This is a genomic window from Streptomyces ardesiacus (genome assembly GCF_003112575.1).
Classification (GTDB): domain Bacteria; phylum Actinomycetota; class Actinomycetes; order Streptomycetales; family Streptomycetaceae; genus Streptomyces; species Streptomyces ardesiacus.
In genome coordinates, this window is the sequence record NZ_BEWC01000001.1 from 195248 (window position 1) to 217458 (window position 22211).

Annotated in this window: 17 protein-coding genes; 8 read left to right on the forward strand and 9 right to left on the reverse strand. The window is 74.0% G+C overall.

Translation table 11 applies throughout. From position 1 onward, the window contains the following. Window positions 1–72: 72 nt before the first annotated feature. The gene (locus Sdi02f_RS00815) at window positions 73–1527 is read left to right on the forward strand and encodes a class I adenylate-forming enzyme family protein (protein WP_108932506.1); all 1455 of its coding nucleotides are present in this window, start codon (window positions 73–75) and stop codon (window positions 1525–1527) included. A gap of 83 nt (window positions 1528–1610) precedes the next feature. Here the strand turns inward: Sdi02f_RS00815 and Sdi02f_RS00820 are convergent, their stop codons facing one another. Genes Sdi02f_RS00820 through Sdi02f_RS00835 form a run of 4 tightly spaced genes read right to left on the reverse strand, consistent with a single transcriptional unit; the run spans window position 1611 to window position 6893 of the window. After that, window positions 1611–2873 (reverse strand): cation:proton antiporter, encoded by a 1263-nt coding sequence (locus Sdi02f_RS00820; protein ID WP_055469174.1) that lies wholly within the window; start codon window positions 2871–2873, stop codon window positions 1611–1613. After that, complete coding sequence (locus Sdi02f_RS00825; protein ID WP_108932904.1) at window positions 2870–4246, reverse strand: cytochrome P450; 1377 nt, start codon at window positions 4244–4246, stop codon at window positions 2870–2872. The genes Sdi02f_RS00820 and Sdi02f_RS00825 overlap by 4 nt, the downstream gene beginning before the upstream one ends. Next, the gene (locus tag Sdi02f_RS00830) at window positions 4243–5313 is read right to left on the reverse strand and encodes an alpha-hydroxy acid oxidase (RefSeq protein WP_031084478.1); all 1071 of its coding nucleotides are present in this window, start codon (window positions 5311–5313) and stop codon (window positions 4243–4245) included. The genes Sdi02f_RS00825 and Sdi02f_RS00830 overlap by 4 nt, the downstream gene beginning before the upstream one ends. Continuing rightward, window positions 5310–6893: an NAD(P)-binding domain-containing protein gene (locus tag Sdi02f_RS00835; protein WP_031084480.1), complete on the reverse strand. Its 1584-nt coding sequence runs from the start codon at window positions 6891–6893 to the stop codon at window positions 5310–5312. Before Sdi02f_RS00835 ends, Sdi02f_RS00830 begins: the two co-directional genes overlap by 4 nt. A gap of 62 nt (window positions 6894–6955) precedes the next feature. On the opposite strand from Sdi02f_RS00835, the gene Sdi02f_RS00840 reads away from it, so the two are divergent. Further along, entirely contained in the window at window positions 6956–8485 is a 1530-nt protein-coding gene (locus Sdi02f_RS00840) for an aromatic amino acid ammonia-lyase (protein ID WP_108932507.1), read from the forward strand. Here Sdi02f_RS00840 and Sdi02f_RS00845 read toward each other — a convergent pair. The 3 genes from Sdi02f_RS00845 to Sdi02f_RS00855 form a co-directional block, all read right to left on the reverse strand. Further along, window positions 8466–9758, reverse strand: coding sequence for a sensor histidine kinase (locus Sdi02f_RS00845; protein WP_078886536.1), 1293 nt, complete (start codon window positions 9756–9758; stop codon window positions 8466–8468). The two genes, Sdi02f_RS00840 and Sdi02f_RS00845, sit on opposite strands and share 20 nt — an antisense overlap. Then, window positions 9755–10435, reverse strand: coding sequence for a response regulator transcription factor (locus tag Sdi02f_RS00850; protein WP_108932508.1), 681 nt, complete (start codon window positions 10433–10435; stop codon window positions 9755–9757). Before Sdi02f_RS00850 ends, Sdi02f_RS00845 begins: the two co-directional genes overlap by 4 nt. A gap of 260 nt (window positions 10436–10695) precedes the next feature. After that, window positions 10696–11454: a hypothetical protein gene (locus Sdi02f_RS00855; protein WP_108932509.1), complete on the reverse strand. Its 759-nt coding sequence runs from the start codon at window positions 11452–11454 to the stop codon at window positions 10696–10698. 139 nt (window positions 11455–11593) lie between these two features. On the opposite strand from Sdi02f_RS00855, the gene ggt reads away from it, so the two are divergent. After that, entirely contained in the window at window positions 11594–13405 is a 1812-nt protein-coding gene (gene ggt / locus Sdi02f_RS00860) for a gamma-glutamyltransferase (protein WP_108932510.1), read from the forward strand. Between the two features lie 93 nt (window positions 13406–13498). On the opposite strand, the gene Sdi02f_RS00865 is transcribed toward ggt, so the two are convergent. Together Sdi02f_RS00865 and map are read right to left on the reverse strand one after the other, a co-directional pair. Continuing rightward, window positions 13499–16027, reverse strand: coding sequence for an ATP-dependent Clp protease ATP-binding subunit (locus tag Sdi02f_RS00865; protein ID WP_030404574.1), 2529 nt, complete (start codon window positions 16025–16027; stop codon window positions 13499–13501). A gap of 139 nt (window positions 16028–16166) precedes the next feature. Next, window positions 16167–16955, reverse strand: coding sequence for a type I methionyl aminopeptidase (gene map / locus Sdi02f_RS00870; protein ID WP_108932511.1), 789 nt, complete (start codon window positions 16953–16955; stop codon window positions 16167–16169). 96 nt (window positions 16956–17051) lie between these two features. On the opposite strand from map, the gene Sdi02f_RS00875 reads away from it, so the two are divergent. The 5 genes from Sdi02f_RS00875 (at window position 17052) to Sdi02f_RS00895 (ending at window position 22192) form a co-directional block, all read left to right on the forward strand. Continuing rightward, window positions 17052–17303 carry a helix-turn-helix domain-containing protein gene (locus Sdi02f_RS00875; RefSeq protein ID WP_030404576.1) on the forward strand — a complete coding sequence of 84 codons (252 nt, stop codon included), beginning with the start codon at window positions 17052–17054 and terminating at the stop codon, window positions 17301–17303. A gap of 156 nt (window positions 17304–17459) precedes the next feature. Continuing rightward, entirely contained in the window at window positions 17460–18302 is an 843-nt protein-coding gene (locus Sdi02f_RS00880) for a nitrilase-related carbon-nitrogen hydrolase (RefSeq protein WP_031084493.1), read from the forward strand. Then, window positions 18299–19582 carry an aspartate aminotransferase family protein gene (locus tag Sdi02f_RS00885; protein WP_030404578.1) on the forward strand — a complete coding sequence of 428 codons (1284 nt, stop codon included), beginning with the start codon at window positions 18299–18301 and terminating at the stop codon, window positions 19580–19582. Before Sdi02f_RS00880 ends, Sdi02f_RS00885 begins: the two co-directional genes overlap by 4 nt. A gap of 33 nt (window positions 19583–19615) precedes the next feature. Further along, on the forward strand, window positions 19616–21235 hold the full coding sequence (locus tag Sdi02f_RS00890; protein WP_108932512.1) for a PucR family transcriptional regulator: 1620 nt from the start codon (window positions 19616–19618) through the stop codon (window positions 21233–21235). Between the two features lie 114 nt (window positions 21236–21349). Continuing rightward, window positions 21350–22192 carry a nitrilase-related carbon-nitrogen hydrolase gene (locus Sdi02f_RS00895; RefSeq protein WP_108932513.1) on the forward strand — a complete coding sequence of 281 codons (843 nt, stop codon included), beginning with the start codon at window positions 21350–21352 and terminating at the stop codon, window positions 22190–22192. Window positions 22193–22211: the final 19 nt, after the last annotated feature.

Consider the following 22211-nt stretch of genomic DNA (forward strand, 5'->3'; position numbering starts at 1 on the left):
AGAGCCTTCTGATACCGCGCGGTTAGGGTCCGGCCGGTGGTGTGCGGTCGGCCGGTCTCGTGAAGGAGCGCCATGACGGAGCAGTTCCCCGGTGCAGTTCTCGACCTCCTCGACGCGGCGGGTGACCGCACGGTCTTCGAACAGGACGGCCGGGAGGTGAGCGGACGGCAACTGCTCGGCATGACCCGGCGGGTGGCGAGCGGCCTGCGACAGCGCGGCCTCGGGCCGGGACATGGCGTCGCCCTGCTGCTCGGCGTCGGTCCCGAGGCGTTCGCCGCCGTCGTCGCGGCCTACACGGTCGGAGCCCGCGTCGTAGGGGTGCGGCCCGGCATGACGGACCACCAGCGTGCGGCCCTCCTGCGCGACGCCGAGGTCACGGCCGCGGTCACGGACCGGCCCGGTGCAGCGGATGTCCGGCCGGCGGGCCTCGTCCTTGCGCTCGACGAACTGCTGGCGGAGCCGGACGACGGTCTGCGGCCCCGCGTCCCGGCCCGCCCGCAGGACGTCGCCCGGCTCATCCACACCAGCGGCAGCACCGGTGTCCCCAAGGCGTGCGTCCAGACGTACGCGGCGATGACGGCGGCCTGGACGCTGCGGCCCGAGGACTGGCCGCCGGCTGTCCGGGAGCTGGCCGGGCGGCTGGACAGGTTCCTGGTCTTCGGCACCCTGGCCAGCCAGGTGATGCTCGAGTACGGCCTGCTCGCCCTCGCCGCCGGGGGCGTCCTGGTCTCTGCCGACCCGCCGGATCTGCCCGGGGCCCTCGTGCGGCACCGGGCGACCGCGAGCGTCGTCACGGTCGGGCGGCTGAACCGGCTCGTGACGGGCCTGCGGGCCGCGCCCGCCGACCTCGGTGCCCTGCGCGCGCTCATGGTCTCCGGCTCGCCCTTGGAACCGGGCCGGGCAGAGGAGGCCGCCCAGGTGCTCGGCCCGGTGGTCTTCCACGGGTACGGGCAGACCGAGACCGGCATGATCTCCATGGCCACGCCCGCCGACCCGCCCGGGTCGCTCGGCGTGCCCCCGGTCGACTTGGAGGTCCGGGGTCCGTCCGGCCGCCCCGTCCCGGCCGGCACCGAGGGGGAGATCTTCGTCCGCACGCCGTCGCAGGGGGCCGGGTACTGGGGCCGACCCGGGCTCAGCAGCGAGGTGTTCGTGGACGGCTGGGTCCGCACGCGGGATCTCGGGAGCCTCGACGCCCAGGGCCGGCTGTGGCTCTCGGGACGGACCCGGGACGTGGTCATCGTCGACGCGAACGTGTACCACACCGGCCCCGTCGAGCGGCTGCTCGCCCGGCACCCGGCGGTGAGCGAGGCGTACGTCGTCGCCGCGCCCGACGACGCCACGGGGGAGACCGTGCACGCCTTCGTCGTCCCGGCGGCCGGTCGCGTACCCGCCCTCGACGAGCTTCGCGCGCTGGTGACCGCGCGACTGGGTGCGGCCTGCGCGCCGACGCGTCTCACCCTCGTCGACGAGGTGCCGCTCACCGCGGCCGGGAAGCCGGACAAGCGGCGGCTGACGCGGGGGAGCTGAGCCGGCCGGGCCGGCCCACGCCGCAAGCGGGGCCGGCCCTCGTTCGCCGGCCGTCGTTCACCGGCCGTCGTTCACGGGCCCCTTCACCGGTCGCCCGCCGCGACGGCCTCCCGCGGACGACCGGCGCGCACCCGGTCGCGCCGGTCCAGCAGGGCGAGCAGCGGTGTCGCCATGACGGTCGTCGTGATGGCGACGACCACCAGGGCGCTGAACATCGCCTGCGTCACGATGCCCGCCGCCAGACCCAGGTTGAGGGCGACGAGCTGCATCAGTCCGCGCGCGTTCATCAGCGCCCCCACCCGAAGGGCGACCGGACCGGGCTCGCCCGCCACCCGTGCCGCCAGCCAGCAGGCGCCGAACTTGCCGACGACCGCGACCACCACGCACCCCCCGGTGAAGAGCAGGACCGGACCCGAGCCCAGCAGGGCGAAGTCGGTGTTCAGCCCCGAGTAGGTGAAGAACAGCGGCACGAAGACGGCTCCCACCGGCTGCAGTGTCCGGACCGTGTCGTCGAGCCGGGACGAGCGGGGGAAGACGACGCCGAGACTGAACGCGCCGAACACCGCGTACAGCCCGATCACGTCGGTGTACCAGGCGATCAGGAAGAGCACGGCGACCAGGGCGAGCAGGAGCTGGTCGGCGCCCGTGCGCTCGGCGAGCACCGCCGTACGGTCGCGCAGCCGCACGCCCACGGCCAGCACCGCGATCAGGCCGAGGCCACCGGCGACGGCCACGGAGACCTTTCCGGCGCTGCCGCCCGCGATGCCGAAGACCCCGGCGAGCAGGACCCAGGCGGCGGCGTCGTCGACCGCTCCGGCACCGAGGGCCAGGGCCCCGAACCGGGTCCCGGCCAGGTTCCGTTCGTTGATGATCCTGGCCAGCATGGGGAACGCCGTCACCGCCAGTGCGACGCCGACGAACAGGCCGGAGACCGTCAGCGACACATCCGGGGCGAGCGCGCCGGTGCGTTCGCCGACGACGGCGATGAGCGCCACCCCGAGCACCATCGGCACCACCAGCCCGGCCGCCGACACCAGCCCGGCCGACCGGGCGACCCCCCGGAGCCGGTCCACGCGGAAGTCCCAGCCGACGTGGAACATGAACGCGACGAGCCCGATCTGCCCCACCACGTAGAGCACCGGTCGCAGTTCGGTGGGGAAGAGCGCGGACTCGACGCCGGGCAGCAGGGCGCCCAGGACCGACGGGCCCAGCACCACGCCGGCGAGCATCTCGCCGACGACGGGGGGCTGCCCGATCGTCTGCAGCAGCCGGCTGACGATCCGGCAGACGGCGAGGATCACGACGACCGCGAGGAAGAAGGCGGGGCCCAGTTCCGTGGTGCTCATCCGTTGCTCTCCCTGCTCTCCTTGTGGTGGGCGACCGGACAGCGTCCGGAGCGCTGTTCGTCGAAGTACCGGCCCGCCAGGCGCAGCCGCCGGGCGTGCAGCACCATGGCCGTGCCGAGCACGAGCTGCCGCACGCCCCGGGTGACGTCCTCGACGCCGTCGCGCAGCCGGACGAACCGGCGCACGGCCTCCAGCCGGCGCCGGCCGGGGGTCAGCCCGAGGGGGATCAGCAGACAGGGGGCGCGGTGCGGGTTGGAGCGGGTGTGCGAGGCCGTCGAGTCGAGCCGGAAGCGGTGCAGCACCTCGCGCACCGCGACGCGCAGGACGATCGGGGACACGCGCCACGCGGGGCAGGGACGGTTCGCCGCCACCCCGAACGGGATGTACCGGGCCTTCCTGACCGCGGGGTCCGACCACCGGTCCGGATCGAACTCCTCCGGCCGCTCGTGGCCCGTGGCCTGGTAGTCGGGGTAGCTGAAGCACACCACGGACCCGGCCGGCAGCACCGTCGTGTCGTCGAGCGGCACCTCGTCGGTCGTGATGCGGTGGGCGATCCCGAACAGCGGGTACAGGCGCAGCGTCTCGTCGATCACCCGCGCCAGGTACTGGTCGTCGTCGGGGTGTTCCGACAGGCGGCGCTGCACGCCCGGGTGGCGGGCCAGGGCGAGCAGGACGTGCGCGGTCGCCTCGGAGAGCTGGACGACCGCCGTGTTGAAGAACGTCCCCTGCAGATACAGCGCCTGCTCGACGGGCGTCAGGGAGGCCGGCAGCCGGTGCGGCACCTCTCCGGCGGCGATGCGCTCACGGAGGTACGCCGTCAGCCGTGCCCTTCGCCGCGGATGGCGCAGCCCGGTGCACTTCAGGGCACTGATCACGTCGTCGGCGTGCGCGGTGATCAGATCCCGGGCGTGCGGCGGGCACGGCCGGCGGAAGACCAGTTCGTAGGCGAAGGCGGCCCACGCGGGCATCAGCAGGTCGCGCAGCCGCACCAGGCTGACGCGGGTGCCGGGCAGGGTGGCCAGGACGTCCGCGACGGCCCGCCCGGCCGCCTCGGCGAGTCCGGCGGAGGAGCCGGCGAGGATACGGCGCGTCGTCGCGGCGACCTCGTCGTAGCGTTCACCGGGCTCCAGGTGCTCCTGGTGCACCTCGGGACCCGGCGCGAGCCAGTACCAGAACAGGTCGGACAGGCCCGCGCCCGCGCTCCGGCCGTTCGCGGCGGGATGGGCGTACACCCGCTCGAACACCTCGGGGCCGTGCGTGGAGTTGGGGAGGGTCACCACCCGGTCGCCGTTGACCTTCTCGAAGACGCGTACGCGCAACGCCACCACCGCGCGCGGCAGCCACCACGAGGCGGGCCGCCGCGTGCCGCTCACCACGTCGGGTCCCGGCGGACGACCATGTCGGCGCTCAGGTCGGCGTTGCGGCGCCCGCCGCACAGGGCGAGCGTGTGGTCGTACTCCGCGAGCAGCGTCCGCAGCACCTCGCGGACGCCCGCCTCGCCCTCGGCCGCCAGCCCCCACAGCACGGGGCGTCCCACGCCGACGGCCGCCGCGCCCAGCGCGAGGGCGACGGCCACGTCACCGCCCCGGCGTATCCCGCCGTCCAGGAGGACCGGCACCGCGCCGGCGACCGCGTCGACGACCGCCGGCAGGCAGTCGAGGGACGCCGCGGCGGTGTCGCACTGGCGGCCCCCGTGGTTGGAGACGATCACGCCCGCCGCGCCGTGCTCCACGGCCAGCCGGGCGTCCGCGGGATGGAGCACCCCCTTGATCCAGACGGGGAGCGGGGTCATGTCCACCGTCTCGGCGAAGTCCCGCCAGGACGCCGCCGGATGCAGGGGGATGTCGGTCAGCGCGCCCGGCGCGGCCCCCGGCAGGTCGCGCATGTTCTCCGCGGCGTATCCGGGCGGCAGGTCGTCGAACCCGTTGCGCACGTCCCGGGTGCGCCGGCCGAGGAGCGGCGAGTCGGCGGTGACGACCAGGGCCGAACACCCCGCCTCCTCGGCCCGCCGCACCAGCGCCCCGGTGACCTCGCGGCGCGGGTGCGGGTAGAGCAGGAACCACACCGCCGGGTCCGGGGCCGCCTCGCGGGCCGCCGCGACGACGGCCGGCACCGCCGTCGTCGCGGCGACGCCCGTCACCAGGACGGCGCCCTCGGCCGCGGCGGCCCGGGCCGTGGCCCGCTCCCCGTCCGGGTGCAGCAGCCGGTGGAACGCGGTCGGCGCGACCAGCACCGGCGCCGTTCGCCGGGCGCCCGGCAGGTCCACGGCGGTGTCCCGGCGCGCGGCGCCGCGCAGCACGCGGGGCAGGAGCGCGTACCGGTCGAACGCCCGGCCGTTGGCGGCCAGCGCGCGCTCCTCGCCCGCGCCGCCCGCCACGTAGTCGTAGTGGACGGGGTCGAGCGCCGCGCGCGCCGCGTCGTGCAGGTCGCCGAGGGTCACGGCGCCACCGGGGCCACCGCGTCGCGTCGGGCGGCGAGGAACGCCCGCAGCGGGGCGCGGTGGTACTCCTCGCTGTCCCACTCGTTCTCCAGGTTCGACGCGAGGTGGTGCTCGGCGACGAACGCGCCCTGCCGGTACCAGCGCACGACCGGGTGCAGATAGCGGCCGTCGAGGCCGGAGACGTCGTACTGGGACCCGCGGCCCGCGGTCACGTCGAAGGGGTCGACGAGGTCGTGGTCCTTGCCGTACTCCAGGGTGACCACGGCGTGCGCCTCGACGTCCCCGAAGTCCCCGGCGGCGACGGCGTCCGGCACGTGGGCGACGGGGACCTCCTCGGCGTAGCGCATGGTGCCGTCCGGGGCGAGCGTCAGCAGGTCGCCGAGGACGGCGAACTGCTGCCACAGGGCCGAGGACCGGTTGACCCGGCCGATCACGGCGTCCACGGCCCGCTCCGTGGTCTCCCCCAACTCCGTCGCGGGCCACGGCTCGTGGTGGTGGCGCTGCCGCAGCCCCCGGTACAGGGCCCGCACCATGTAGCGGAAGCCGTGGATGAAGCCGGTCGTGGCCTTCCGGAAGTCCCGGCCCTGCATCAGCGTCCCGGCGAAGTACAGGCCGGGCACGTTGACCGACTCGCTCAGGGGGGTCAGCTCCGGGAAGCGGCCGTCGACCATCAGGTCCGGCGTGCAGGTCTCGTCGAAGAGCGAGACGTCGCAGCGGAACCCGGTCGCCACGATGACCCGGTCGTAGCGCAGGTCCTTGACCACGTCCTCGTTGCGCTCGAAGGCGAACTGGACCCGGTAGCCGTCCGCGTCCCGCCGGATGTCCAGCACCCGGCCGTCCAGGAGGGCGTTCTGGGACTTGAGCTGGTAGCTGTCCAGGAAGTTGTTGTAGACCGCCCGCAGGTGCCCCACGTAGTGCGTCCGCCAGGCCATGCGCAGCGAACCCGAGCCGGCCACGTGGATGACCGCCGCGTTCTCCATCAGGTTCTCGGCGGTCTCGAACGCCGAGTTGCCCCGCCCGATGATCAGCACCCGCTGGTCCGTGTAGGCCGCCGGGTCGGTGTCGATGGTGTCGTAGCGCTCGGCCAGTTCGACGCCCGGGACCGACGGCAGGTTCGGCACGGGCATGCCGGTGGCGACCACCAGGCGCCTCGCCCGCCACCGGGTCCCGTCCTGGTCGGTGACGGTGAATCCCTCGGCGTCGCGGGTGACGTGCCGGACCGCGGTGTCGTAGCGCACCCGCACCCCGGTCCGGTCGGCGAAGTCCGCCAGGTAGCGCACCAGGTCGTCGGCGGGCGGGAAGTAGCGGGGACTGTAGCGGGTGAACAGCAGCTCCGGGTCGTCGCTCAGCAGGGAGTTCCAGTCCATCCGCAGTCGCAGCTCCGGGTCGTCGTACCCGGTGTGCACCTTGTTGTTCGAGATCAGGTAGCGGTGCCGGGGGAAGCGCGTGAAGAACGCGCCCGGAACGCTGCCGCGCTCCAGGACGACGTAGTCCGCGCCGTCCCGCTCCAGGAAGGAGGCGAGTTGCAGGCCGGCGGGGCCCGCTCCGATGATGAGGTAGTCATGGCAGTCATGGCTCATGCCACGGAAGGTAGCCACGGGATTTCAGAGCGCTCTGAGATCCGCGGCCTACGTTCCCCGGTGTGCTCACACCCACGGACACCGTCCCGCTCTCCGGCCCCCTGGACGCCGCCGCCCTGCGCCGCGCGGCGCTCCCCCTCACCGTCACGGTGGACGAGGAGGTCCGCGCCCGCGTCGCCCGGGGGCGCCGTCTCTTCCACGCGCTGCGGCACGGACCCGGTGGCGCGGACCGCCGGATCTACGGCGCCGACACCGGATTCGGCGCCCTCGTCGGCTACGCCGGCCGCACCGACGACGCCGACCAGTGCGACAACACCCTGGCCCACCTCGGCGCCGGCCAGGGCCCGGACCTTCCGCCCGGGATCGTCCGCGCCGCGCTGCTGCTGCGCGCCCGTTCCCTCGCCCAGGGGCTTTCGGGCGTGTCGGCCGAGGTGGTCGACCGGCTCGCCGCGATGTTCGCCACCACCTTCGCGCCCGCCGTCCCCCGCCACGGCTCCGTCGGCGCGAGCGGCGACCTCATCCCGCTCGCCTACGCCACCCAGGCCCTGCGCGGCCGGGGCCACGCCTACCTGGACGGCGAGCGGATGCCGGCCGGCGAGGCGCTGACCGCCGCCGGGCTGCGCCCCCTCGCCCTGGACGGACGCGACGCTCTCGCCCTGGTCAACGGCACGTCCGTCACCACCGCGGCCACCGCCCTGGCCCTCGACGCCGTGCGCGGCGCCCACCGTTCGCTCACCGCGCTCACCTGCCTGCTGACCGACCTCCTCGGCTGCGACACGGGCTTCCTCGACGCCGACCTGCTGCGGGCCTACGGTCATCCCGGCGCCGTCGACGTCGGCGGCCGGATGCGGCGGACCCTGGTGGGCGGCACGCCCTCGGGCACCCGGCCGCTGCAGGAGCCGTACAGCATCCGCTGCGCCCCTCAGCTGCTCGGCGCCGCCGAGGACGCGCTGCGCCACGTCGACGGTGTCGTCGCCGCCGACCTCGGCGGGGTCAGCGACAACCCGCTGTTCTTTCCCGGCCCGGACCCCGGCACCGGCGAGGTGGGGGAGGGGAAGGCCGTGCACGGCGGGAACTTCTTCGGGCAGCCCGCCGCCTTCGCCGCCGACCTGCTCGCCTCCGTCACCGCCCAGCTCGGCAACCTCGCCGAACGCCAGCTCGACCTCCTGGTGGACCCGGCCCGCAACGGCGGGCTGCCGCCGATGCTCGCCACCGACCCCGGAGCGCAGCACGGTCTGCAGGGCGTGCAGCTCGCCACCACCGCGTTCGTGGCGGAGATCCGCCGCGCCGCGACCCCGGCCGGCATGCAGAGCCTGCCGACGAACCTGCACAACCAGGACGTCGTCCCGTTCGGCACGCAGGCGGCTCTGCGCGCCCACGACTCGGCCGAGCTGCTCGGTCTGCTGTGCGGCTCGCTCGCCCTCGGCCTGCGCCAGGCCGCCCACGTGGGGGCCCGCCGCCCCACCGCACCCCGGTGCGGGGAACTCCTGGACGCCCTCGCCGACGCGATCGCCCCGGTGGACCCGGACCGCCCGCTGGACTCGGACGTGCGCGCGGCCGCCCGCCTGCTGCTCAGGTACGGCCGGCCTTGACCCGACGCGGTACGAGGCGGGGCACCCGGCACCGGGGCGGCGGGACGGGGGCGGCCGGGACGCCGTTCGGGTCCAGGGGGAGCCGGATGGTGAACCGGGCGCCGTGCCCGGGACGTCCGGTCGCGGCGACCGTACCGCCGTGGTGGGTGACGACCTCCCGCAGCAGCGCGAGCCCCAGCCCGTACCGGCCGGCGTCCCCGCCCCGGTGGAACCGCTCGAAGAGCCGTTCCGCCTCCGCGGGGTCGAAGCCCTTCCCGGTGTTCGCGACGGTCAGCGTGACCGTGCCGCGGGCCCGCGCCAGGGCGACCTCGATCCGCCCGCCCGGCGGCGTGTGGCCGACGGCGTTGGACAGCAGCTCACCCACGGCCCGGCGCAGCGCCGACTCGACACCGTCGACGGACAAGGGGTGCGGCGGACCCTCCACGACGACCGTGAGCCGCCCCTCCCGCACCCGGTCCGCCTCCTCCGCGACCACCGCACGGGTCAGGGCCACCAGGTCGACCGGCCGGTGGTCCGCCGGCCGCCCCGGACCGGCCGCGAGACTCGCGGACAGCAGCAGGTCGTCCAGCACCTCGCCGAGCCGGCCGACCGAGCCGACCAGCCGGGTCAGCCCCTCGCGGTGCCGGGCGGGCATGCCCTCCGCCGCCGCCTGCCGCGACAGCAACTGCGCCCGCGTGTAGGCCTGGGTGACCGGCGTGCGCAGCTCGTGGCTGGCGTCCGTGACGAACCGGCGCTGCCGGGTGAGCGCCTCGGCCAGCGGGGACACGGCGAGCCGCCCGAGGACCACCCCGGTGACCGCCGCCGCCAGCAGACCCACCACCTCGGCGACGCCGAGCGCGAACCACAGGTGCCGGCGGTCGGCCAACTGGAACCGCAGGTCGAACACGGCCTGCACGACCTTCCCGTCCGGCCTGACCTGGGTGCGCACCAGGTACTGCGTGGAGTCGCGCCGCACCGTGCGCTCCACCGCCTCGCGGGTCCGGCGGACCCGGTGCAGGTCGGCCTCGACGGGGAAGCCCGCCGGGGCGTTGGCCAGCGGGATCGCGCCGGGCGCGAACAGCCAGGTGCACACCGGCGGACTGTCCAGATCGCCGCGCTCCGCCCCATAGCGCAGCTCCCGCCACACCTGGTCGCTCTGCGCCCGCGTCATGACGGTGTCGGCCACGCCGCCGACCACGGTGACCAGCAGGGTGATGATCGCGCCGGTCAGGACGGCGATGCGCAGGCGGGCCCGGCGGACGGCCGCCCGCTCCCCGGCCGCCGACGCGCTCACAACGCCCCCAGGCGGTAGCCCAGTCCGTGCACCGTGCGCACCACCTGCCGGCCGAGCTTGCGGCGCAGGTAGTAGACGTAGGTGTCGACGATGGAGGAGGCCGGCGCCTCCTGGAACACCAGCCGGCGCAGCTCGGCCCGGGTGTGTACGGCGTCGGGGCGCGAGGCGAGCACCCACAGCAGGGCGAACTCCCGAGCGGCGAGCGCGATCCGCTCACCGCCCGGCGACTCGACCTCGCGCGGACCGACGTGCAGCCGCCCCGAACCGATCCGCAGGACGTCGTTGCCCTCCAGCGAACGCCGGCACAGGGCCCGTAGTCTGGCACCGAGTTCGTCCAGCTCGAACGGTTTCACCAGATAGTCGTCGGCACCGGCGTCGAGCCCGTCGACCCGGTCGTGCACGGTGCCCATCGCGGTCAGCATCAGTGCCGGCGTGCGGACCGCGCGGGTCCGCAGCCGCCCCAGCAGGTCGAGGCCGTCCAGCACCGGCAGCCGCCGGTCGACGACGAACACGTCGTACCGCCGGGTGAGTCCGAGGTGCAGACCCCGTTGGCCGTCGGTCGCGACATCGACCGCGTAGCCCTCGTCCCGCAGTGCCTCGGACAGCATGACGACCAGTTCCCGGTCGTCCTCGATGAGCAGCAGCCGCCACGGGTCCCGCGCGAGCTCCTGTGTCATGTCCACTCCTCTTCAGCCCCGCAACGGCCTCAACGCCCTTGTGGGACAAGGAAGTTCCCGGGACGGGAGAGGGGTGACTGGCGCGTGGGCAGGACGTGCCCGGTGGCTCGGGAGTGGAGGCACGGCGCGGCGCCGCCCGGGCCGCGGCACTGCTGCGTGCGCACCGGAGCGGGGAGCCCTTCGTGGGCGCCGAGCTCTGGAACGCGGCGGTCGGCGGTCCGGCGGGCCGCCGGGCCGAGCGCCACGGGCACGCCGCCCGTTCAGGCCCGGTGGGAGTTGCGAGCGGCCGGGGCCGCGGCCGGCAGGGGGGTGGTCGCCGCCCGGGTGACATCGCCGACCAGTTCCACCATGTCCGGCCCGTACGCCTGGGAGTTGACCACCTTGAGCAGCAGGACGAAGGAGTCGGTCCCGTGCTTGCGGGCCAGCTTCTCGTGGTGCCGGGCGAGGTAACGGGTGGCGGCCTGGTTGTTGATCGCGCGCTGGCCGCAGAACAGGAACGCGGGCCGGGCCTCACGCCGGTCACCGGCGGTGAGACGGGCCAGCAGCACGTACTCCGTGACGCCCGGATCCAGGCGGTAGCGCTCGCCGCCGATCTGGAAGGCGCCCCGGTCCGGACCGGGTTCCGGGTCGACGTTCACCCGCACCCCGGGCAGCATCGCCGCCATGTGGGCGACCATGCGCCGGTTCGAACCGGGCCCGCCGACGCAGAATTCCGTACGCTCGCCGAAGCCCTGGCCGACCATGTCCTGGGTGACCACCTGCATGTGCGCGCCGCAGTCCTTGACCAGCGCGGCGAGTTCCAGCAGCGCGAAGACGTCGAAACGGTGGACCGCCGGTTCGGTGGCGGCGGGATCGCGGTTGACGACGAGCAGCGACTCGGAACCCTCGGGCAGCCCGAAGAACGCCTGCTTGCGCCGGAGCCTGCGCCTCCACAAGTAGGTGCGGGCGAGCCAGCCCAGCGCGGCGCTGATGCCCGCCGCGAGCACACCCAGGACGATGTTGCGTACGTCGTCAGTCATGGGCGCGCATGCTAGCGGGCGTCCGCGTACCCGTGTTCGACGGGGCGCGGCGGCTCCCGCGCACCCGGCCCGCGTGTGCACCTCACGCGGCCATGACGATCAACTAAGCTGCCCGAACGGCCTTTCCCTGGAGGTGCGGATGCGTCGCCCTGTCGCACGGAATCTGACGGTCCTGGCGGTCTCGGCCGCCGTGGTGGTGTCGGTGGGAGCGGCCGCGCCGCCCACGGCCCACGGCAGACCCGCCGCGCCGAAGACCCCGGTCGCCGTCGGGTACGGCGGTGCCGTCTCCAGCGTCGACCGGGACGCCTCCGCCGCCGGCATCGAGGTGCTCCGCAAGGGCGGCAACGCCGTCGACGCCGCCGTTGCCACCGCCGCCGCGCTCGGCGTCACCGAGCCCTACTCCGCCGGGGTCGGGGGCGGCGGGTACTTCGTCTACTACGACGCCAAGTCCCGTACCGTGCGCACCATCGACGGCCGCGAGACCGCGCCGCTCACCGCCGACGAGAACCTCTTCACGGAGAACGGCGAGCCGCTCGCCTTCGCCGACGCCGTCACCAGCGGTCTGGCCGTCGGCACCCCGGGCACCCCGGCCACCTGGCAGACCGCCCTCGACCGGTGGGGCAGCCGCACGCTGTCCTCGGTCCTGAAGCCCGCCGAACGGCTCGCCCGCGACGGCTTCACCGTCGACGAGACCTTCCGCTCCCAGACCGCCTCCAACGAGCAGCGGTTCCGCTTCTTCCCGGACACCGCCGAGCTGTTCCTGCCGGGCGGCGAACTCCCGGCCGTGGGCTCGACGTTCAAGAACCCGGACCTCGCCCGCACCTACCAGGAGCTGGGCCGCAAGGGTGTCGGCGCGCTCTACCACGGCGCACTCGGCCGGGACGTCGTCGACACCGTCAACAAGCCGCCCGTCGACCCGGACTCCGGCTGGAACGCCCGCCCCGGCGACCTGTCCGCCGAGGACCTCGCCGCCTACGAGGCCAAGATCCAGTCACCGACGCAGACGTCGTACCGCGGCCTGGACGTCTACTCCGTGGCGCCCTCCTCGTCCGGCGGCACCACGGTCGGCGAGGCCCTCAACATCCTGGAGCGCACCGACCTCTCCGCCGCGGACAAGGCCGGGTACCTGCACCGTTACATCGAGGCCAGCCGCATCGCGTTCGCCGACCGCGGGCGCTGGGTCGGTGACCCCGTCTTCGAGGACGTACCGACGAAGGAACTGCTGTCGCAGCGGTACGCCGACTCCCGAGCCTGCCTGATCGAGGACGACGCGGTGCTCACCAGCCCGCTGGCCCCCGGCGACCCGAGGCACCCGGCCTCCTGCGCGGGCGGCGGCACGGCGGCGCCGACGACGTACGAGGGCGAGAGCACCACGCACCTCACGGTCGCCGACAAGTGGGGGAACGTCGTCGCCTACACGCTCACCATCGAGCAGACCGGCGGCAGCGGCATCACCGTGCCCGGCCGGGGATTCCTGCTCAACAACGAGCTGACCGATTTCTCCTTCGCCCCGGCCAACCCGGCCGCCCACGACCCGAACCTGCCCGGTCCCGGCAAGCGTCCCCGCTCCTCGATCGCGCCGACGATCGTCCTGGACCGCCACCGGCAGCCGGTCGTCGCCCTCGGCTCGCCCGGCGGCGCCACCATCATCACCACCGTGCTCCAGACCCTCACCGGCTTCGTCGACCGCGGGCTCCCGCTGGCCGACGCGATCGCCGCGCCGCGCGCCAGCCAGCGCAACGCCGCCCAGACCGAACTCGAACCCGGCCTCTACGACAGCGCCGTGCGGGCGAAGCTGGAGGCTCTCGGGCACTCCTTCAAGCTCAACCCGGAGATCGGGGCCGCGACCGCCGTGCAGCGGCTGCCGCACGGCCAGTGGCTGGCCGCCGCGGAGAAGGTACGGCGCGGCGGCGGCTCGGCGATGGTGGTCGAGCCGGCGCGGCAGCGGTAGTCACAGCTCGACGGCCAGTGGCTGGCCGCCGCGGAGAAGGTACGGCGCGGCGGTGGCTCGGCGATGGTGGTCGAGCCGGCGCGGCAGCGGTAGTCACAGCTCGGGGACGGGCCGTTCGGGCGTGCGGAACGCCAGCCGCCCGTCCTCGACGTCGACCGTCACCCGGCCGCCCTCGGCGACCCGGCCGTCGAGCAGCAGCCGGGACAGCTCGTTGTCCACCTCGCGCTGGATGGTGCGGCGCAGCGGACGCGCGCCGTACTCGGGCTGGTAGCCGCGCTCGGCGAGCCAGTCCACGGCCGCGTCGGTGAAGTCGACGGTGATGCCCTGCGCGTGCACCATGCGCCGCGTCTGCTCCAGGAGCAGGCTGGTGATCTGCCGCAACTGCTCCCCGCTGAGCTGGCGGAAGACCACGATCTCGTCGACGCGGTTGAGGAACTCGGGCCGGAAGTGCTCGCGCAGGGGGCGCAGCACCTGCTCGCGCCGCGCCTCCTCGTCCGCCTCCGTGCCGCCCGCGCCGAAGCCGATCCCGGCGCCGCGCCGGGTGATCACGTCGGAGCCCAGGTTGCTGGTCATCACGACGACCGTGTTGGAGAAGTCCACGGTGCGGCCCTGCGAGTCGGTCAGCCGCCCGTCGTCCAGGACCTGGAGCAGGATGTTGAAGACGTCCGGGTGCGCCTTCTCCACCTCGTCCAGCAGCAGCAGCGAGTAGGGGTGGCGGCGCACCACCTCGGTGAGCTGGCCGGCCTCCTCGTGCCCGACGTAGCCGGGCGGGGCGCCGACCAGGCGGCTGACGGTGTGCCGCTCCTGGTACTCGCTCATGTCCAGGCGCACCATCCGGTCCTCGCTGCCGAACAGCGCCTCGGCCAGGGCCCGGGCCAGTTCGGTCTTGCCGACGCCGGTCGGTCCGAGGAAGAGGAAGCTGCCGATGGGCCGGTCGGGACTGGACAGCCCGGCGCGCGAGCGCAGCACGGCGTCGGAGACGACCCGGACCGCCTCGTCCTGGCCGACGACCCGCTCGTGCAGGTGGGTCTCCAGGCCCAGCAGGCGGTCCTTCTCCTCCTGGGTGAGGCTGCTGACCGGGATGCCGGTCTGCCGGGAGACCACCTCGGCGACGGACTCGGTGCCGACCACCAGGTTCAGCCCCTCGTCGGCCTCGCCGTCGCCCGTGGCCTCGGTGATCCGCTGCTTCAGCTCCACGATCCGGTCGCGGAGCTGCGTCGCCTGCTCGTACTGCTCGTCCGCGACCGCCTGGTCCTTGTCCCGGACGAGCTGGTCGACCTCGCGCTCCAGGGCCCGTACGTCGGTGCCCTTGGTGCGCGACTGGAGCCGGACGCGGGCGCCCGCCTGGTCGATCAGGTCGATGGCCTTGTCGGGCAGCCGCCGGTCGGTGAGGTAGCGGTCGGACATCTCCACGGCCGCGACCAGCGCCTCGTCGGTGTAGCGGACCTGGTGGTGGGCCTCGTAGCGGTCGCGCAGGCCGCGCAGGATCTCGATCGCGTCGGGGACGGTGGGCTCCGGCACCAGGATCGGCTGGAAGCGGCGGGCCAGGGCCGCGTCCTTCTCGATCCTGCGGTACTCCTCCAGCGTGGTCGCGCCCACGATGTGCAGCTCGCCACGGGCCAGGGCCGGCTTGAGGATGTTCCCGGCGTCCATCGACCCGCCCTCGCCGCCACCGCCGGCGCCGACGACGGTGTGCAGCTCGTCGATGAAGATGATGAGCTGGTCGGAGTGGGCCCGGATCTCGCCCACGATGTTGTTCATCCGCTCCTCGAAGTCACCCCGGTAGCGGGTGCCGGCGACCACGCCGGTCAGGTCGAGGGCGACCACCCGGCGCCCGGCCAGCACGTCGGGCACGTCGCCGTCGGTGATGCGCTGGGCGAGTCCCTCCACCACGGCGGTCTTGCCCACCCCGGCGTCGCCGATGAGCACGGGGTTGTTCTTGCCGCGCCGGGAGAGCACCTCGACGGTCTGCTCGATCTCCTCCTCGCGCCCGATCACCGGGTCGATGCGGCCCTGCTGGGCCAGGTCGGTGAGGTCGCGGCCGTACTTGTCGAGGGTCGGCGTGTTCGTGGCCCGCGCGCTCTCGGTGCGGGCCTTGGCGGCCTCCGGCGCCTCCGTGGGCACGTGGGAGGGCGCGAAGCGGGCCGCGTTCAGGATGTGCCCGGCGGCCGAGTCCGGGTTGGCGGCCAGGGCGCTGAGCACGTGCTCCGGGCCGATGTAACCGGTGCCGGTGGTGCGGGCCAGCTCGTGCGCGTCCAGCAGGGCGCGCTTGACGGCCGGGGTGAGCGAGAGGGACGTGGGCGGCGGGACCTCGCCCGGCGGGTGCTGCACCGGGCCGGTCCGCTCGTCGATCTGCGACGCCAGCGAGTCGGGATCGGCCCCGGCCCGGCTGAGCAGCCCCCGGGTCGGCTCGGTGGAGAGCGCGGCCCGCAGCAGGTGCTCGGTGTCCAGGTCCCGGCTGCCGTGCTCGGCGGCGTACTGGGCGGCCCCGCGCACCAGCTCCCGGGCGGGCTGGCTGAGCAGCCGGCCGATGTCGATCTGCCTCGGCCTGGGCCCGCCGAAGAAACGTGCCAGGAATTCCGCGAACGGGTCGCCCTCCGGGCCCATGTAGCCGCTGGTCATCGTGTACGACCTCCGCTGCATCGCTGATCGACGTGCCGGGGCCGGGTAACCCGGACGGGGCGCGGTCATGCCCAACATGACACGTTCTGTTCCGGCGGGCATGCCGGGAAGCCCGGGACCCGGACGGCTCGGCGAGGCCTCACGGGGCGGCCGGCATGCCTTCCCGCGACGTCAGGACGCGCGGACCGTTCCGCGTGATCGCCACCGTGTGCTCCACGTGCGCCGCCCTGGAGCCGTCGTTGGTGCGCAGGGTCCAGCCGTCGGCGGCGGTGTGGTAGTCGTCCCGGCCGCCCGCGGTCAGCATGGGCTCGATGGCGAGGACCATGCCGTGCCGCAGCGGCAGCCCGCGTCCCGGGCGGCCCTCGTTGGGCACCCCCGGGTCCTCGTGCATGTGCCGCCCGATGCCGTGGCCGCCGAAGTCCTCCATGATGCCGTAGCCCCCGGACCGGCACACCGTGCCGATGGCGTGGGCGATGTCGCCGATGCGATTGCCGACGACGGCGGCCGCGATGCCCGCCTCCAGGGCCCGCTCCGCGGTCTCGATCAGCGCCAGGTCGGCCGGGCGCGGCGTCCCCACCACGAAGCTGAGCGCCGAGTCCCCGGCCCAGCCGTCCAGGAGGGCGCCGCAGTCGACGGAGACGAGGTCCCCGTCGCGCAGCCGGTAGCCGTCCGGGATGCCGTGCACGATCGCGTCGTTCACCGACGCGCAGATGACGCCCGGGAAGGGGGTCGGCGCGAAGGAGGGCCGGTACCCGAGGAACGGCGAGCCCGCGCCCGCCTCCCGCAGCACCTCGTGCGCCACCGCGTCCAGCTCCAGCAGCGACACGCCCACGTCCGCGGCCTGCCGTACGGCGGTCAGGGCCCGAGCCACGACCTGTCCGGCCGCGTGCATGGCGTCGATCGATGAGTCCGTCTTCAGTTCCACCATGCCAATTACTATACCGGTATTTGAATTGGGTTCGTTCCGCGCTCCGGTCTGCGCGAGATCGGGTCCGGTACGGGAAGCCGGTATTAGAATGCCGGCATGGTGCGCACACCCCTGACCCCCGAAGAGCGCGAGCGCGGCGAGCAGCTCGGCCGCCTGCTCCGCGCCGCACGCGGTGAGCGGAGCATGACGGCGGTCGCCGCCGAGGCCGGCATCTCCGCCGAGACCCTGCGCAAGATCGAGACCGGCCGGGCCCCCACTCCGGCGTTCTTCACGGTGGCCGCGCTGGCCGGCGCGCTGGGGCTGTCCATGGACGAGCTGGTGGGCAGGTGCGCGCCCGTGCCGGCCTGAGACGCCCGCACTCACCCACCGGAGTGCGAAACGTGATCGACACCGCGCCTTGACGACGATGGTCTTGGCAAGCCCGTCCGGCCAGGCTTACGTTCGTCCCTCTACGGCCTGCTCTACGGGCGTAGAGGCTCTGACGTCGTGTCGAAGGAGCAGCTCATGGCCAACGTCGTACGTGCCGCTCTCGTCCAGGCCACCTGGACCGGCGACACCGAGTCCATGGTGGCGAAGCACGAGGAGCACGCCCGCGAGGCCGCCCGGCGGGGCGCGCAGGTCATCGGGTTCCAGGAGGTCTTCAACGCCCCCTACTTCTGCCAGGTCCAGGACCCGGAGCACTACCGCTGGGCCGAACCGGTGCCCGACGGGCCCACCGTCCGCCGCATGCAGGCCCTGGCCCGCGAGACCGGCATGGTGGTCGTCGTCCCCGTCTTCGAGGTCGAGCAGTCCGGCTTCTACTACAACACCGCGGCCGTGATCGACGCCGACGGCACCGTCCTCGGCACCTACCGCAAGCACCACATCCCGCAGGTCAAGGGCTTCTGGGAGAAGTTCTACTTCCGCCCCGGCAATCTCGGCTGGCCGGTCTTCGACACCGCCGTCGGCAAGGTCGGCGTCTACATCTGCTACGACCGCCACTTCCCCGAGGGCTGGCGCCAACTCGGCCTCGGCGGCGCCCAGCTCGTCTACAACCCCTCGGCCACCCACCGCGGCCTCTCCGCCCACCTGTGGCAGCTCGAACAGCCCGCCGCGGCCGTCGCCAACGAGTACTTCGTCGCCGCCATCAACCGCGTCGGCGTCGAGGAGTACGGGGACAACGACTTCTACGGCACCTCCTACTTCGTGGACCCGCGGGGGCGGTTCGTCGGCGACCTCGCCAGCGACACCGAGGAGGAACTGGTCGTCCGCGACCTGGACTTCGGCCTCATCGACGAGGTGCGGCAGCAGTGGGCCTTCTACCGCGACCGCCGCCCCGACGCCTACGAGGGGCTGGTGCGGCCGTGACCCGTGACCTCTTCGCCCGCCACCGCGCCGTCCTGCCCGACTGGCTCGCCCTCTACTACGAGGACCCGCTGGAGATCACCCACGGCGAGGGCCGCCACGTCTGGGACGCCGCCGGCAACAAGTACCTCGACTTCTTCGGCGGCATCCTCACCACGATGACCGCGCACGCCCTGCCCGAGGTGACCAAGGCCGTCGCCGAACAGGCCGGGCGCATCATCCACTCCTCGACCCTCTACCTCAACCGCCCGATGGTGGAACTCGCCGAACGCGTCGCCCACCTGTCCGGCATCCCCGACGCGCGGGTCTTCTTCACCACCTCCGGCACCGAGGCCAACGACACCGCCCTGCTCCTCGCCACCGCGTACCGGCGCAGCAACGCGATCCTCGCGATGCGCAACAGCTACCACGGCCGTTCCTTCGGCGCCGTCGGCATCACCGGCAACCGCGGCTGGTCCCCGACCTCCCTGTCCCCGCTGCAGACCCTCTACGTCCACGGCGGCGTCCGCTCCCGCGGCCCCTACGCCCACCTGGACGACCGGGAGTTCGTCGACGCCTGCGTCGCCGACCTGAAGGACCTGCTCGGCCACACCCGCGCCCCCGCCGCCCTGATCGCCGAACCCGTCCAGGGCGTCGGAGGCTTCACCTCCCCGCCGGACGGCCTGTACGCGGCCTTCCGCGAGGTGCTGCACGAGCGGGGCGTCCTGTGGATCTCCGACGAGGTGCAGACCGGCTGGGGCCGCACCGGCGAGCACTTCTGGGGCTGGCAGGCGCACGGGAGGAACGGCCCGCCCGACATCGTGACCTTCGCCAAGGGCATCGGCAACGGCATGTCGATCGGCGGCGTCGTCGCCCGCGCCGAGATCATGAACTGCCTGGACGCCAACAGCATCTCCACCTTCGGCGGCACCCAGGTCACCATGGCCGCCGGCCTCGCCAACCTCTCCTACCTGCTGGAGCACGACCTCCAGGGCAACGCCCGGCGCGTCGGCGGCCTGCTCATCGAACGGCTGCGCGCCGTCGCCGCCCAGGTGCCGCACGTACGCGAGGTGCGCGGACGCGGTCTGATGATCGGCGTCGAGCTGACCCGCCCCGGCACCGACGAGGCCGCCCCCGACGCCGCGTCCGCCGTGCTGGAGGAGGCCCGCGCCGGCGGACTGCTCGTCGGCAAGGGCGGCGGCCACGACACCAGCGTGCTGCGCGTCGCTCCGCCGATGTCCCTCACCGTCGCGGAGGCCGAGGAGGGCGCCGCGATCCTCGAACGCGCCCTGCGGAGCATCTGACCGCCGCGTGGCCGAGCCCCAGGAGGCGCCGCCATGACCACCACCTCGCAGATCCCGGACCGGCAACCCGGGGAACCCTGGGAGCCCGCACTGACGGTCCGTCAGGTCCTCGGCCTCGAACGGGTGCGGGCCGGGCAGCCCGAGGTGGTGGCCGGCGCCCACCGGCTCGACCGGCCGGTGCGCTGGGTGCACGTCGCCGAGGCCGCCGACGTCGGCGTGATGCTCAGCGGCGGCGAGATGGTCCTCACCACCGGGGTGCTGCTGGCCGGGGACGAGGACCGGCAGAGCGAGTACATCCGCTCCCTGGACCGCGCCGAGGCCGCCGCCGTCGTGCTCGGTCTCGGCCGCGCCTTCCCCGCGCCGCCCGCCGTGATGCGCCGGGCGGCGGAGCGCTGCGGGCTGCCCCTGGTCGTGCTGCACCGGCCCTTCCCCTTCGCCGCACTCACCGAGGAGGTGCAGTCCCGGCTGCTGCGCCGCAAGTTCGCCGCCGTCAGCCTCTCCGAGGCCGTGCGCACCGAACTGACCGGCCTGATCACCGCGGGCGCCCCGGTGCAGCGCCTGCTCGACGAGGTGGCCCGGCACGCCGGCTGCCCGGTCGTCGTCACCAACCTCGCCCACCGCGTCCTCGCCACGGCGGGGGAGCGGGCGGCCGTCGACGACGTCCTGCGGGACTGGGAGCGCATCGCCCGCCAGGCCGGTGCCGCCTCCGCCGACGGCTGGATCCGCGCCGAACTGAGCTGCCGCGGCGAGCGCTGGGGACGCCTGGTGCTGTGCGGCTACCGGGGCGAACGGGCCGCCGGACGCCTGCTCGCCGACCGCGCGGCCGAAGCCCTCGTCCTGCACCGCATGCTGGCCGGCGACGGAGGCGCGGGGGGCGCCTCGGCGGACTCCCCGGACTCCTGGGAGGAGCAGTCGGCCCGGAGCCTGCTCACCGACCTGGTCACCGGGGCCGTACCGGCGCGGCACCTGCTGCCCCGGGCGCGCGCCGCGGGACTGCCCGTCAACCGGCGCCTCTTCGTCCCCCTCGTCGTCCGCGAGCGGGAGCCGGCCCGGCCCGCCCGGGTGCTGCGGCGGCTGGGGCTGCCCGGCATCACCGCCCGGCTCGCCGACGACCACGTCGCCGTCCTGCTCAGTCTCGCGCCCGACCAGGACGCCAGGGCGCTCACCGGCCACTTCGCGGCCCGGCTGCGTGCGGAACCGGGCTCCCCCCACGCCGTGGTCGCGGCGGCCGACGCCCGCGCCGACTGGGCCGGCGTCCCCGCGGGACTGCGCGAGGCCCAGCACGTCGCCGAGGCCGTCGCCGACTCCGCGACCGCCGCCCCCGACCTGCCGCCCGTGGTGCGGCTGCGCGACATCCACCTGCGCGGGCTGGTACGGCTGCTGCGCGACGACCCGCACGTGCAGTCCTTCGCCGAACGCGAGCTGGACGGACTGCTGCGCGGCCCCGACCAGGACCTCCTGCCCGTCCTGCGCACCTACCTCGCCACCGGCCGCAACAAGTCCCGCACCGCCCAGCTCCACCACGTCTCCCGGCCCGCCCTCTACCGCCGGCTGGAGGCCATACAGAGCCGCCTCGGCGTCGACCTCGACGACTTCGAGCAGGCCGCCTCCGTCCACATCGCGCTCCTCGCCCACGACGCACAACAGGGGTGACACCGTGCAATGCCCGACCCCCGCAGACGTGACACCGTGCCACTCATCGCGGCCGTCCGCAGTTCCTAGGCTCACCGCACACCGAGCGCCACACCGAGCGAGTGGAGGCCGAAGATGAGCCGAGTGATCCGTGCCGCGCTCTTCCAGAGCGCCTGGACGGGCGACAAGGAATCGATGATCCAGGTCCACGAGCAGGCGGTGCGCGACGCCGCCGCCCAGGGCGCACAGGTCATGTGCTTCCAGGAGCTGTTCTACGGACCGTACTTCTGCCAGGTCCAGGACCCCGCGTTCTACGCCTACGCCGAGAGCGTCCCGGACGGCCCGACCGTCGAGCGCTTCCAGCGCCTCGCCCGCGAGCACGGCATCGTCCTGGTGCTCCCCATGTACGAGGAGGAGCAGCCCGGCGTCCTCTACAACACCGCCGCCGTCATCGACGCCGACGGCTCCTACCTCGGCAAGTACCGCAAGACGCACATCCCCCAAGTGCGCGGGTTCTGGGAGAAGTTCTACTTCCGTCCCGGCAACTCCGGCTGGCCGGTCTTCGACACCGCCGTCGGCAGGGTCGGCGTGTACATCTGCTACGACCGGCACTTCCCCGAGGGCTGGCGGGCGCTGGGCCTCGAAGGCGCCGAGATCGTCTTCAACCCCTCGGCCACCTCGCGCGGACTGTCCGGCTACCTGTGGCAGCTGGAACAGCCGGCCGCGGCCGTCGCCAACGAGTACTTCGTCGGTGCCATCAACCGCGTCGGCGTCGAGGAGCTGGGCGACAACGACTTCTACGGCACCACCTACTTCGTCGACCCCGAGGCCCAGTTCGTCGGCGAGGTCGCGAGCGACAAGGAGACCGAACTCGTCGTCCGGGACCTCGACATGGGCAAGCTGCGCGAGGTCCGCGACCGCTGGCAGTTCTACCGCGACCGCGCACCCGGCGCGTACTCCCCGCTGACCGCGCCCTGATCCGCCGGCGCCCCCGACA